Annotated in this window: 12 protein-coding genes; 9 read left to right on the forward strand and 3 right to left on the reverse strand. The window is 54.9% G+C overall.

Annotated features, from left to right (window positions below; genetic code table 11):
* The first annotated feature begins 105 nt into the window (after nucleotides 1–105).
* Together recO and N6V40_RS11695 are read left to right on the forward strand one after the other, a co-directional pair.
* Nucleotides 106–855: a DNA repair protein RecO gene (gene recO / locus N6V40_RS11690; protein ID WP_262197771.1), complete on the forward strand. Its 750-nt coding sequence runs from the start codon at nucleotides 106–108 to the stop codon at nucleotides 853–855.
* Nucleotides 856–923: 68 nt separating this feature from the next.
* A complete protein-coding gene (locus tag N6V40_RS11695) occupies nucleotides 924–1,658 on the forward strand; it encodes an isoprenyl transferase (RefSeq protein WP_131089765.1) in 735 nt (244 codons plus the stop codon).
* Between the two features lie 3 nt (nucleotides 1,659–1,661).
* Here the strand turns inward: N6V40_RS11695 and N6V40_RS11700 are convergent, their stop codons facing one another.
* A complete protein-coding gene (locus N6V40_RS11700) occupies nucleotides 1,662–2,702 on the reverse strand; it encodes an alpha/beta hydrolase (RefSeq protein WP_262197772.1) in 1,041 nt (346 codons plus the stop codon).
* Nucleotides 2,703–2,762: 60 nt separating this feature from the next.
* Here N6V40_RS11700 and N6V40_RS11705 point away from each other — a divergent pair, with 60 nt between their 5' ends.
* A complete protein-coding gene (locus N6V40_RS11705) occupies nucleotides 2,763–3,827 on the forward strand; it encodes a quinone-dependent dihydroorotate dehydrogenase (RefSeq protein ID WP_262197773.1) in 1,065 nt (354 codons plus the stop codon).
* Between the two features lie 268 nt (nucleotides 3,828–4,095).
* Here the strand turns inward: N6V40_RS11705 and N6V40_RS11710 are convergent, their stop codons facing one another.
* Nucleotides 4,096–4,689: a DUF3043 domain-containing protein gene (locus N6V40_RS11710; protein ID WP_131088218.1), complete on the reverse strand. Its 594-nt coding sequence runs from the start codon at nucleotides 4,687–4,689 to the stop codon at nucleotides 4,096–4,098.
* Nucleotides 4,690–4,758: 69 nt separating this feature from the next.
* Here N6V40_RS11710 and N6V40_RS11715 point away from each other — a divergent pair, with 69 nt between their 5' ends.
* From N6V40_RS11715 to N6V40_RS11740, 6 genes are all read left to right on the forward strand, one after another.
* A complete protein-coding gene (locus tag N6V40_RS11715) occupies nucleotides 4,759–6,168 on the forward strand; it encodes a dipeptidase (RefSeq protein ID WP_262197775.1) in 1,410 nt (469 codons plus the stop codon).
* A 133-nt stretch (nucleotides 6,169–6,301) separates the two neighbouring features.
* Entirely contained in the window at nucleotides 6,302–6,676 is a 375-nt protein-coding gene (locus N6V40_RS11720; protein WP_131088216.1) for a HesB/IscA family protein, read from the forward strand.
* 214 nt (nucleotides 6,677–6,890) lie between these two features.
* Nucleotides 6,891–7,772, forward strand: a complete 882-nt coding sequence (gene coxB, locus N6V40_RS11725) for an aa3-type cytochrome oxidase subunit II (protein WP_262197777.1) — start codon at nucleotides 6,891–6,893, stop codon at nucleotides 7,770–7,772.
* Between the two features lie 5 nt (nucleotides 7,773–7,777).
* Complete coding sequence (gene ctaD, locus N6V40_RS11730) at nucleotides 7,778–9,496, forward strand: aa3-type cytochrome oxidase subunit I (protein ID WP_131088214.1); 1,719 nt, start codon at nucleotides 7,778–7,780, stop codon at nucleotides 9,494–9,496.
* A 2-nt stretch (nucleotides 9,497–9,498) separates the two neighbouring features.
* Nucleotides 9,499–9,900, forward strand: a complete 402-nt coding sequence (locus N6V40_RS11735; protein ID WP_262197778.1) for a cytochrome c oxidase subunit 4 — start codon at nucleotides 9,499–9,501, stop codon at nucleotides 9,898–9,900.
* Between the two features lie 108 nt (nucleotides 9,901–10,008).
* On the forward strand, nucleotides 10,009–10,791 hold the full coding sequence (locus N6V40_RS11740) for a GntR family transcriptional regulator (protein ID WP_262197779.1): 783 nt from the start codon (nucleotides 10,009–10,011) through the stop codon (nucleotides 10,789–10,791).
* 418 nt (nucleotides 10,792–11,209) lie between these two features.
* Here N6V40_RS11740 and N6V40_RS11745 read toward each other — a convergent pair whose 3' ends face one another.
* A complete protein-coding gene (locus N6V40_RS11745; protein WP_131088211.1) occupies nucleotides 11,210–12,880 on the reverse strand; it encodes a cytochrome bc1 complex cytochrome b subunit in 1,671 nt (556 codons plus the stop codon).
* Between the last annotated feature and the right edge of the window lie 2 nt (nucleotides 12,881–12,882).

The raw sequence follows: 12,882 nt of genomic DNA on the forward strand, positions 1-12,882 counted from the left end.
GAAGTCAAACAACTTCGTGCCCGCCGTGCGCTGTTTTAATTGCCTGCGACACTCGCACCTTTGCTGATTGCGCAGTTTGATCTGGGTAGTGGGAGAATATTCTTCGTGTCCAGATCAGGTTTTGCTTCTAAAAGCTACCACACTCGTGGTTTGGTCTTACGTACCCACAAACTGGGTGAAGCGGACCGAATTATCACCCTGCTCACGCCCAAGGGGATCGTGCGAGCCGTTGCCAAAGGCGTTCGTCGTACTTCCTCGCGACTCGGCGCAACACTCGAGCCTTTTATGGAGGTCGAGGCGCTGCTGGTGATGGGTAGAAACCTAGATATCGTTTCTCAGGCCCAGCTTCAAAACTCCTATGGGCACCTGCTGGTGGCAGATTATCCAAGTTATACGGTAGCTAATGCGATGGCCGAGATCGCTGAAAAACTTCTTGAGGCCGAAAGCGATAATATCGCCCAACAGTACCGGCTGTTCCATGGTGCCATTGCGTTGCTCTCCAAACAGCGGGTGGATTCCGGAGCCGTGCTCGATTCCTACATCTTGCGGGCGCTTTCAATTGCAGGTTGGGCGCCGTCGTTCACCAATTGTGTCCGTTGTGGCAAGCCGGGGCCGCATGAAGCGGTACATGTGCAGCTAGGCGGGGTCGTTTGTACCGACTGCCGCCCGGCTGGTTCATTGTCCCCACATCCAGTGACCATCCAATACCTGCAAGCTCTGCTGACCGGCGATTGGGACACCGTTGACCAAGCCGGACCTCGCGCACGCAAGCAGGCCGCGGACATCGTGGCAAACTATTTACAGTGGCACCTTGAGCGCGCAGTAACTTCCCTACGTCTCGTGGAGAGAAATTGAAAAAACTTCCCAAGATTACCGGCCGACCAGGCCCCGTCGCACCCTATGCACACCCTGCGAACCCGGTCATGCCAACGGTTCCACGTGAGCTGATTCCTGAACACGTTGCCATCGTGATGGACGGTAACGGACGTTGGGCCAATGAACGTGGACTGCCTCGTACCGAGGGACACCGCGCTGGCGAAGCTGCCCTGCTGGACGTTATTGCTGGTGCCGTGGAAATGGGCATCAAGTACGTTTCTGTCTACGCTTTCTCCACCGAAAACTGGAAGCGTAGTCCCGAAGAGGTGCGCTTCCTCATGGGCTTCTCCCGCGATGTGCTTCGTCGCCAACGCGACACCCTGAATTCGTGGGGCGTACGAATCCGTTGGTCCGGTCGCGAACCTAGACTGTGGAAATCAGTGATCAATGAACTGCGCGTTGCCGAGCAAGCCACCGAAGCAAACCTAGGTTGCCAGCTGACCATGTGCGTGAACTACGGCGGACGCGCTGAGATCGGCGACGCGATGAGCGAAATCGCCAAGGATGTTGCTGACGGAAAGCTTCGTGCCAGCGCTGTCAGCGAAAAGACTATCGCCAAGTACCTGTATGCCCCTGAATTACCTGACGTGGACTTGTTCCTACGCACCAGCGGAGAGCAGCGAACCAGTAACTTCTTGCTGTGGCAATCCGCGTACGCCGAGATGGTGTTCCTGGATCAGCTCTGGCCTGATGTTGACCGCCGCACCCTCTTTACCGCGGTAGAGCAATACGCCCAACGCGATCGTCGTTATGGCGGCGCAGTGGACAAGCCTCAGAGCTAGGTTTTATGCCCGAGCAGTACCAACCATTCGAAGCCACAGACCAAGGTCTTGGTAGGCACAAGCTCGTGCAGGCTCGGCCGAGGTAAAGACGTCGTGCATGGCACCGGGAACTTCACAGAGGGTGACAAAGCTACCTAGCTTTGCGGCCCGGAGTCTTGTCTGTTGAACGTCGAGTACTGAATCGGAATGTTGCATCTCGGGGGAGTAACTAGTGCCGATGCGCGTCCGGTCCGATGTCATGACCAAGATGGGCAGCTTTAGCGCCAGCCCCTTGGCGACCATGGCGTGGCCTTCAAAGATCGTCTTGAGCCATCCTGCCGTGTTGGGAAAAGCGAGCCGAGGTCGCCATAGCCGGTGAACGTCCCATTGCCCTTGCGCCTGGGTGCTCAGCGACTGCCAGTAGTGATCAAATTCTGGGCCCATCAGTTTTCGACGTGGATTTGTTCTGGTGAGCGCTTCCATCAGCCCATGAATAGGAATGCGCAAAAAGGCGGTTCCCTGAAATTCGAGCCAGGGTGAATTCAGTACAAGTGCCTTGATCTTTGGATTGGTTCGAGCGATCCACAAACTCAGGATCAGGCCACCGGTTGAGTGGCCCTGGGCTACCACCGGAAGGCCGTGATGCTCGGTACTCATTAGGTCTAGGGCCGCTTCGATGTCTTGGTCGAAGATCGAAAGATCATCCACGTACCCTGGCAGTTGATGTTCAGACCTCAGGCTGCGGCCGTGCCGTCGTAGGTCCAACGCGTAAAAGTGGTAACCATGAGCGTGCCAAAAAGTTGCCAGCTCTCGATTGTAAAAGTAGTCGCTCCACCCGTGGATGCTAAGCACAATGCCTTGGGCTTTCCTGCCGAGCTTATGTCGCCGCCCTGGTGGAACGTAGCGAACCAGAGTTGCAACAGCCGGACCTTCGTCATCAACACCAAAATCTAAAGTGAGCTGCTCAAAGTCTTCTCCCATAGGATCTGCGGTCCATTGGCCCGAAAGTGTTGAGGAAAGATAATCGGGCCACGATTCGCTCGAGGGACTCGTCGGCAACTTCATATCTTGAATACTACCCATCTCGAGTTGGCTGTTTGAGGTTCTTCACGGGAAAATGATTTTATGCGCATTTACCCTCTGGTCTTCAAACATGTGTTCACCAAAATGGATCCTGAACAGGCACACCATTTTGCATTCAACGCCATCAAGATTGCGCAAAGCGCAGGGCTCACCAAAGTGACGCGTAAATTCTTCGCGCCGGCACCTAAGCTGAAGCGAACCGTCATGGGCATTGACTTCCCATCACCGTTTGGACTCGCGGCTGGTTTTGATAAGGGCGCTACCGGGATCGTTGCGCTCAGCGACATTGGTTTTGGACACGTCGAGATCGGTACGGTTACCGGTCAGGCGCAGCCAGGTAACCCGCAGCCGAGACTCTTCCGTCTGGTTGAAGACCGTGCCGTGATCAACCGTATGGGATTCAATAACGAAGGCGCCGAACGCGTTGCAGCGAGAGTATCCAATGCTCGTCAAGCACTGAAAAGTGATTACGACGCTACCCGTCCGGTGATCGGCGTGAACATCGGCAAGACTAAAGTTGTCGAACTTGAAGATGCAGTGGGGGATTACCTCGCGTCAACACGTCAGCTGGCCATCCACGCGGACTACCTCGTGGTTAATGTGTCCAGCCCAAATACTCCGGGTCTACGCTTGCTACAAAGTGTGGAGTCGTTGCGACCACTGCTCAGTGAAGTTGGACAGCTGGCAGATAACGTAGCCGGTCGTCATATCCCGTTGCTGGTCAAGATTGCACCGGATCTGAGTGACGAAGACGTTGCTGAAGTTGCCCAGTTGGCAGTGGAACTTGAGCTCGACGGAATTATCGCCACCAATACAACCATTGGACGCGATGGGCTAAAGAGCGATTCTGCGAAGGTTCAGGAAATTGGCGCCGGCGGTCTATCCGGTGCTCCTTTGAAGCAGCGTTCCCTCGAAGTACTTCGCCAGCTGCGTTCCTTGGTTCCTGAACAGATGGCACTGATTGCTGTGGGCGGTGTTGAGAATGCTCAAGACGTTAAGGATCGACTGGACGCAGGCGCAAACCTCGTTCAGGGTTACACGGCGTTCCTCTACGAAGGACCGTTCTGGGCGCGCTCGATCAACAAGGGCCTAGAGCGCATTCTGTAATCAGCTGCGCTGATGAAAGCCTGATTCTATAAAGCAGTGGGGAACGAGCTTGAACTTGTTCCCCACTGCTTTTTGTATCCGCGACTACAAGTCGATAGGGATTGCGCCAACCCGGGGAGTACAAGGTTTTTGGGGCCAGGCCACTAACAGTCAGTGAAACCTTGTAAAAATAGATACACACTTTAAACATTGTAACTTGCCGCTAAAGGATATTAGAAAAGGGACAAGCTCTATTGAGCTTGTCCCTTAGTGGCTGGTACAGCCGAAATTAGTCGATTTTGGCGCCTCGGGCGACCTGTGGCTTCGGCAAACGAAGCTTACGGAACTGCATTCCACGCATCGCTGCGTACATGCGGATACCGCGTTCCATATGGCCAAACTTTGCCACTAGGCGACGCTTGAGCACGATTGAAGTGAAGATCGCTTCAAGGATGATCAAGGCGATGACAACCCAGAGGGCGATCTGAACGATCATCTGAACCGGCAGATTCCGTTGGAATACCAGCGAGATCACCAAGAAGGCCAGGATGATAAACATCATGAACTCGCCGAACATCCAACGAGCATCAATGAAGTTGCGCGTGTAGCGTTTCTGCTCACCCTGATCACGTGGCATCAGGTAGCGCTCTTCACCGGTCTCATTGGCCAAACGAAGGCGGTTCTGAGCTTCAATGCGTCGCTGACGCTCTGCTTCTTTGGCTTCCTTGCGGTCAGTAGGCACCAAGGGGCGCTGACGGTTTGCCTGCTGCGCACTGCGCTTGGGCGTTGGTCCCGCTTTACGGCCATCCGTTGAATCCGGAGCCTGCTCTGCGGGCTGTACATTTACGGGGGATTGAGGATCATCCTTTTTACGTCCAAACACCCCACCATCTTAGCCGGAAATAGTTAACCACGTGACATTCGATACGCGAGGAATTGCTAGGCTGAAGACATGAGCACAAATTCAACCTTCGACGCCGCAACGAATGGTGTCGATATTCAGTCACTCAAGAACCACATTGATACAAACTTCGAGCAGATCCTCGAAGAGCTCAAGACTTTGGTTTCTATCCCGAGCATCGCTTGGGAGTCCTTTGATCCGCAGAACTTAGAGAAGTCCGCACAAGCGGTCGCTGAGTTAGCTAAGAACGCAGGCATGGAATCGGTAGAGATTCTGCGCGAACCAGCCGACGATGGCACGATGGGCGCTCCTGCAGTTGTCGCTCGACGCAAGGCTGCTCCCGGCAAGCCAACCGTTCTGCTTTATGCCCACCATGACGTGCAGCCTCCAGGCAACGACGCGGATTGGAACACTCCGGTATTCGAAGCTACCAAGGTAGGGGACCGCCTCTTTGGCCGCGGCGCTGCCGACGACAAGGCCGGCATCATGGTTCACATCGCCGCCTTGCGCGCAGTGCTTGATCTGGTCAGCGATTTTGGTGTTGGCGTTACCTACTTCTTCGAAGGTGAGGAAGAAGCCGGTTCGCCGTCCTTCCGCAACTTCCTCGAAGCCCACCAGGACAAGCTGGCAGCCGACGTGATCGTTGTTGCCGACTCCAGTAACTGGGCCGTGGGTACTCCTGCGTTGACCAGTTCATTGCGCGGTATGTGCGCAGCAGAAATTACCGTTCGCTCGCTGAAGCACGCCGTTCATTCGGGCATGTTTGGTGGTCCAGTGCTGGACTCGCCGTTACTCGCCGCAAAGCTCATTTCCACCTTCCACAATGAAGATGGTTCGGTCGCCGTTCAGGGCTTGGTGTCCAATGAAACTGCAGACGTTGACTTCGACGAGCAGCAGTTCCGCAATGACTCGGGCGTCCTGGATTCGTTCGAATTGGCCGGTACCGGGAAGATCACCGATCGCCTGTGGAATAAACCAGCGCTGAGCGTCATTGGAATGGATATGCCTAGCGTTGATCAGTCGTCGAATACCCTCATTGCGCAAACGCGTTTTAAGGTTTCGATGCGATTGGCTCCGGGACAAGATCCAGCAAAGGCTCTGTCCGCCCTAGAAGAGCACGTAATGGGTGTCGATCTCCGCGGTGCACAGGTGGACTTCAAGGCAACCGAAGCCGGCAATGCTTATAAGGCTGATCTTGATGCTTCGGCTAATGACACCGCCCGATGGGCGTTGGAACAAGCTTGGGGTGTTGTACCGGTAAATATGGGCTTAGGTGGCTCAATCCCATTCATCGCTGATTTGCTCGAAGTCTTCCCGAAGGCGCAGATTCTTGTGACCGGTGTTGAGGACCCTGATTCAAGGGCGCACTCCGCGAACGAGTCACTGCACATCGGAGACTTCCAGCACGCTATCGAGGCCGAAGCGCTTCTACTGGCAAGGATCAACGTCGAAGGGCTATGAGGCGCGTCATACGAAGTGACACAGGGGGAGAAATCTTAGCTGTTGCGACGTAGGATAGAACCAAGAGCAGAGGCTGAACTTTGAGGGCAATCCTTGAAGCTGAAGCCATAACTAGCAGTAATGGGAGGAAATCATGACTGTAACTGTTGACCAGACCAAGGGTGACCCAACCGAGTTGCCAACCCATGAGGTAAACATTTCCGATGTGGCCGCAGACAAGGTGCGCTCATTGTTGGAGCAGGAAGGCCGCGACGATTTGCGTTTGCGCATCGCCGTTCAGCCAGGCGGCTGCTCGGGCCTGATCTACCAGCTCTACTTTGATGAGCGCATGCTCGATGGTGACGCTGTGCGTAACTTCGATGGCGTAGAGGTCATCGTAGACAAGATGAGCGTCCCATACCTTGCTGGTGCATCCATTGACTTCGAGGACACTATCTCGAAGCAGGGCTTCACCATCGATAACCCTACGGCTTCCGGCTCTTGCGCCTGCGGAGACTCCTTCCACTAGGTCTTAGGGAACTAACGCCGCTGTTCAAACGTTGAAGAAATTTCTCGTTAGAACAGCGGCGTTTTTCGGCATTCTGACCCCTGAGAGGGTAAGCTCTACGTTAAGTAGTAAAACTATGTTTCCTCTTCGTGAGCCACCTCACTGTGCAACTCGTTTAACCACGAGGTGACTTATGAAGACCACATTCTGCACCAACAAAGAGGAAGGGCCGTCTGTGAGTTCGCAAGACCGAACCGGCAGTCGCGGGTCTGCTAAAGCCAAAGTTTTGGCTTTAGTCGGCACTGGCGCACTGCTTTTGACGGGATGTTCAGCGGAGGCAAAACGCGGTTGGCTCCCCAACGTGGAGCGCGACACCACCAACCACACCGGTGCAATCCAGGATTTCTGGGTTCACTCGTGGATCGCCGTGGTAGTCATCGGTGTTTTGACCTGGGGATTGATGCTCTGGTGCATCGTCGCCTACCGCCGCCGTAAGACTGACACGGGTTACCCACGTCAGCTGAGCTACAACATGCCACTGGAGATCTTCTACACGGCCATTCCTTTGGTCCTTGTTCTAGTCTTCTTTAGCTTCAACAACACCCTTGAGAAGAGCATCAACAAGCCGGTTGATTCTCAGCTCGTCGTAGACGTTCGTGCCAAGCAGTGGTCTTGGGACTTCAACTACACCTACCAGGGATCTGAAAAGCACTTCACCGGCACTCAGGCTCACCTGCCCACCGACGGTTCGGAAGGTGCTCGTGAAGAGCTGCCAACCTTGTACTTGCCAGCTGGCAAGTCGGTACAGCTAGATCTGAACAGCCGCGACGTCATCCACTCGTTCTGGGTACCAGCCTTCTTGCAGAAGCTGGATATGATCCCGGGCAAGACGAACCATATTTACCTCACCCCACAGGTTGAAGGTAACTATGACGGTAAGTGCGCCGAGCTCTGCGGTGAGTACCACTCCGAAATGCTGTTCAACGTCAAGGTTGTAAGCGAGTCCGAGTTCAAGGCTCAGCTTGCAAAGATGGACGATGGACACATCGGTGAAGAGTACGACCGCCAGCCTGACGCAGTAAACGGCAAAGTTGTAGAGCACGGGGAAGGAGAGTAATCGCTATGTCAACATTTGAATACGCTTCTGACGACTTCAAGTCGGTTACCTCGGCCGTGGTTCCAAAGTCGAAGGGTCGCATCTTCGTCGACTACATTACTTCGACTGACCACAAGAAGATCGGGTACATGTACCTGATCAGCTCGTTCATTCTGTTCTGTGTAGGTGGCGTTATGGCGCTGCTGATTCGTGCAGAGTTGTTCCAGCCAGGTATGCAGATCCTGCAGACCAAGGAACAATACAACCAGCTGTTCACCATGCACGGCACCGTCATGCTCCTGATGTTCGCAACTCCGCTGTTTGCTGGTTTTGCTAACGTCATGATGCCACTGCAGATTGGATCCCCAGATGTGGCCTTCCCACGTCTGAACGCATTGGCTTTCTGGTTCTTCGCCATGGGCTCGGCAATCGCGCTGGCCGGCTACCTCACCCCACAGGGTGCAGCAAGCTTCGGTTGGTTCGCTTACGCTCCACTGTCGAACACCACCTTCTCGCCAGGCGTCGGCGGAGACCTTTGGGTCTTCGGCCTAGCACTGTCGGGCTTCGGTACCATCTTGGGTGCCGTCAACTTCATTACCACGATCATCTGCCTTCGTGCACCTGGTATGACCATGTGGCGCATGTCGATCTTCTCGTGGAACACCTTGATCACTTCATTGCTGGTCCTGATGGCCTTCCCACCGCTGGCAGCTGCGCTGTTCGCTTTGGGTGCTGATCGTCGCTTTGGTGCTCACATCTTTGACCCTGACAACGGCGGTGCAGTCCTATGGCAGCACCTGTTCTGGTTCTTCGGACACCCAGAGGTTTACATCATTGCGCTGCCGTTCTTCGGTATCGTCTCTGAGATCTTCCCGGTCTTCAGCCGCAAGCCGATCTTCGGTTACAAGGGTCTGGTCTTCGCGACCATCTCGATTGCAGCCCTTTCGGTGTCCGTGTGGGCACACCACATGTACGTCACTGGCTCGGTAATGCTTCCGTTCTTCGGTTTCATGACCATGCTGATCGCTGTACCAACCGGTGTGAAGTTCTTCAACTGGATCGGTACCCTGTGGCGCGGTTCGATTACATTCGAAACCCCAATGCTGTGGAGCATCGGCTTCATGATCACCTTCTTGTTCGGTGGTTTGACCGGTATTATCCTTTCGGCACCTGCGTTGGACTTCCACGTTTCTGACTCGTACTTCGTGGTGGCACACTTCCACTACGTAGTCTTCGGTACCGTTGTCTTCGCAATGTTCGCTGGCTTCTACTTCTGGTGGCCAAAGTGGACCGGCAAGATGCTCAACGAGCGTCTTGGCAAGATTCACTTCTGGATGCTGTTCATCGGCTTCCACGGAACCTTCCTGATCCAGCACTGGTTGGGTGTAATGGGTATGCCACGTCGTTACGCCGACTACATGCCTGAAGATGGTTTCACCACCATGAACCAGGTTTCGACCGTATTTGCATTCATTCTTGGTGCCTCCATGATTCCGTTCTTCTGGAACGTATGGACCACCTTCCGCAATGGTGCAAAGATCGACGTAGACGATCCATGGGGCTTTGGTGCTTCGCTGGAGTGGGCAACTTCTTGCCCACCACCACGTCACAACTTCCACTCGATTCCACGCATCCGTTCAGAGCGTCCAGCTCTGGACCTGCACCACCCGGAACTGAGCGGTCGAGTTACCCCTGAATCGCCGGCTGCAAAGATCTTTGGCCCTGCTGACCAGAAGGATCTGTAACGATGAAAGTTGAATCCTGGATTTTCCTAGGTGGCGTTTTCTTCTTCGCCCCTATTGCAGTCGTTTACGGCTACATGACCAACTGGAGCGAATGGGTTGGGTTCATGGCATTGCTAATGCTCGTGGGCCTGTCCGCCATGGTTGGTTGGTACCTGATGTTCACCGCCAAGCGCGTCGGGCTTCGTCCCGAAGACCGCGTTGATGGTGAGATCCACGAGAACGCCGGTGACATCGGAATGTTCTCGCCATGGAGCTGGTGGCCACTGGTACTTGCCGGTTCCGCAGCGATCGCCTTCTTGGGCGTCGCCGTTGGCTGGTGGGTCTTCTTCATCGGCGCAGGTTTGTCGATCGTAGGTTTGACCGGCTGGGTTTACGAATACAGCCGTGGAGACCACGCACACTAAGCAGTACTCTAATGGGGTGACAAGCAATTGCTTGTCACCCCATTAGTCTTTTAACATCAGTAGGGTCGACACCACAGTCTCGGCTTAGCTCGAATAGAAGGGTCAAGCATGCGCCATGCACCACAGCCGAAAGTTGAGGCTCAGCTTGATCCGCAGAGCAAGCAGAGCAAATACCGGCAGATCAGAGAAATCCTGCGGACCCACGCGCGCGAAGCCTGCAAGCCAGGGTACAAGCTACCGCCCGAGAGAGAACTCGCTGAACACTTTTCGGTGGCCCGTAAGACCATCAGGCAAGCTATTGATGCCCTAGTTGATGAACAGGTGCTCAAGCGTGTCGTTGGCATTGGAACATTTGTTGTGCCAGAGAAACTGGATTTACGGGTCAGGCTGCATTCCTACTCCGAAGACATGATGCGCCGTGGCATGGTCCCGGATGCTCACGTTCTCGCATTCGCGGAGATCAAGTCCAGCCCGAACCTTGCCCTGCAACTCATGGTTGAGGAGGGGGCACCCGTGGTGCAGTTTAAGCGCCTGCTGTTGGCCGACGGTACTCCCATGAGTTTGGACGAAAACTATATGCCGGCGGATCTAGTTCCAGGCTTTGTCGACGGCGAACCGCCATCAAAGTTGTATCAGGCGCTGCACGAGCGCTACGGCATCCTTTTGGAGTGGGGTGAGGATCAGGTCGAAAGTACAGCAGCAAGCAAGTCACAGGCGCATTTGCTGGGCGTAGAGCCAGGCTTCCCACTGTTGCAGATCACCCGCTATGCGTATATTGGCGAGCGACTGGCCGACTACTCGGTCTCGCTCTACCGTTCGGACCGTTACAAGCTCTTTGTACCGCTACAGCGTGTTGGAACCCGTACGCCGCGTTACACCGAGGCGTACTGACACCACTGCTCTAAAACTTTCCCGTCTCGTAGCTAGAAGGCTGTGGGCTGCTTTTGATGAATCAGCTGGGGGAGTCACGCTGAGAGAACTGTCTGGCTCAGCTGCCTGCTCCCGGGCTCACCCTGGACTAACTACGGACGAGTTGGTCATCACGTCCAATCGGGACTGTTGCCCTGGTCCAGACTTGCTCGCTGCCTGAAATTAGCATCCGTGTCGCGTTGAGGCAGGTGGGTCAGCCTTCACCAGTTCCTCAGACGCCCCTGGTCCGCTTCACGAGCCTGCGCAGACACCGAAGCACCCGGTGGCTCATGCATCCCCGTTACCGGCGCGCAGGGGGACGCTGTGGCTTTGGGAGTTAAATAAATGAGGGACACACCGTTTGGTGTGTCCCTCATTTAGTGACTAACGCGAGTCGGAATTACTTCTCGATCGAGTCTGCTTTGTTGCCCTCAACCTCATGGTGGCCGTGAGCAGCATGTGCTGCTTCCAGTTCCGATGGGGTAACAGGAGCAACACGATCTTCGAAGAAGAACTTCGAGATCATTGCGCGGCGCTTCTCCGAACCGGAGACGTGGCCAGCGGCGTCAGGCTCTGCCGGGATGTACTGGCGATCCACGAAGTTGGTCAAGAGGTAACGCTTGTACACGTCAACCTCTTCGTGCTTCTCAGTGAATGCACCTTCAGGGGACATCTGGATGATGCCAGCTTCACGGCCGTGCAATACGATCTCACGATCCTTGCGCTGCAGCGAGAGGCAGATACGACGGGTCAACCAGAAGGCGAAGATTGGGCCTAGGAAGAACAGTGTACGCAACCAGTAGGTCACATCGTTCAGCGACACATGGAAGTGCGTTGCGATCAAGTCAGAGGATGCAGCTGCCCACATCACGCTGTACAAGGTCACACCGGCCATACCCATGGCGGTACGGAACGGAGCGTTACGCGGACGATCCAGCAAGTGGTGCTCGCGGTTGTCCTTGGTTACCCAACGCTCAATCCAAGGCCATGCGAACATCACCATGAAGATTGCGCCAGCAGGAACCAGTGCAGGCAACAGAACCGAAAGAACCAGAGTGTTGGTACCCCATGGGAATGGGATGTTCCACTCGAAGCTGAAGTTTCCAAGAACACCTGGCATCAAGCGCAGGGCGCCGTCAACAAAACCGATGTACCAGTCAGGCTGGGTACCAGCCGAAACAGGGGATGGGTCGTATGGTCCGTAGTTCCAAATCGGGTTGATCTGGAACAGGCCAGCGATCAGGGCAACGATGCCGAAGACGATGAAGAAGAATCCACCGGCCTTTGCAGCGTAAACCGGACCAACTGGGAAGCCAACAACGTTGTCGTTGGTGCGACCTGGGCCTGGGTACTGAGTGTGCTTGTGAGTCACAACCATGAACAGGTGGATGACGATCAGCAAGATGATCACTGCAGGCACAATCATGATGTGCAGTGAGTAAAGACGCTGGATGACATGCTCGCCTGGGAACTCGCCGCCGAAGAAGAACATCGACAGGTAAGTACCAACGATTGGCAGTGCCTTCATAACGCCATCGATAATGCGCAGACCGTTACCGGAAAGCAGATCATCGGGAAGGGAGTAACCGGTGAAACCAGCGGCCATACCCATAATCAGCAGAACGCCACCAACAACCCAGTTCAATTCACGTGGGCGACGGAATGCACCGGTGAAGAACACGCGGAGCATGTGCACGGACAGCGAAGCTACGAAGAGCAATGCCGACCAGTGGTGTACCTGACGCATGAACAAGCCACCGCGAACATCGAAGGAGATGTCCATAGTGGATGCCATAGCCGTGGACATTCCAAGGCCCTTCATTGGCACGTACGAACCTTCGTAGACCACGTGGGCCATCGATGGATCGAAGAAGAAGGTGAGGAAGGTACCCGAGAGCAGCAACAGTACGAAGGTGTACATTGCCACTTCACCGAACATGAATGACCAGTGATCTGGGAAGATCTTGCGACCGAATTCCTTGACGATGCCTGAGGCACCAACGCGGGAATCAACAAAATTCGCAATACGACCGGTGGTGGTCGCTGGGGTGTATTCGTTAGATGCACTCATGA

This window comes from Glutamicibacter sp. M10 (assembly GCF_025452055.1).
Taxonomy (GTDB): Bacteria; Actinomycetota; Actinomycetes; order Actinomycetales; family Micrococcaceae; genus Glutamicibacter.

What these genes read in the sequence shown, in the direction of transcription:
- N6V40_RS11695 (WP_131089765.1), top strand. Translation starts at nt 924, where the DNA reads ATGCCAACGGTTCCACGTGAGCTGATTCCTGAACACGTTGCCATCGTG.
- N6V40_RS11700 (WP_262197772.1), bottom strand. Translation starts at nt 2,702, where the DNA reads ATGAAGTTGCCGACGAGTCCCTCGAGCGAATCGTGGCCCGATTATCTT.
- N6V40_RS11705 (WP_262197773.1), top strand. Translation starts at nt 2,763, where the DNA reads ATGCGCATTTACCCTCTGGTCTTCAAACATGTGTTCACCAAAATGGAT.
- N6V40_RS11715 (WP_262197775.1), top strand. Translation starts at nt 4,759, where the DNA reads ATGAGCACAAATTCAACCTTCGACGCCGCAACGAATGGTGTCGATATT.
- N6V40_RS11720 (WP_131088216.1), top strand. Translation starts at nt 6,302, where the DNA reads ATGACTGTAACTGTTGACCAGACCAAGGGTGACCCAACCGAGTTGCCA.
- ctaD (WP_131088214.1), top strand. Translation starts at nt 7,778, where the DNA reads ATGTCAACATTTGAATACGCTTCTGACGACTTCAAGTCGGTTACCTCG.
- N6V40_RS11735 (WP_262197778.1), top strand. Translation starts at nt 9,499, where the DNA reads ATGAAAGTTGAATCCTGGATTTTCCTAGGTGGCGTTTTCTTCTTCGCC.
- N6V40_RS11740 (WP_262197779.1), top strand. Translation starts at nt 10,009, where the DNA reads ATGCGCCATGCACCACAGCCGAAAGTTGAGGCTCAGCTTGATCCGCAG.
- N6V40_RS11745 (WP_131088211.1), bottom strand. Translation starts at nt 12,880, where the DNA reads ATGAGTGCATCTAACGAATACACCCCAGCGACCACCACCGGTCGTATT.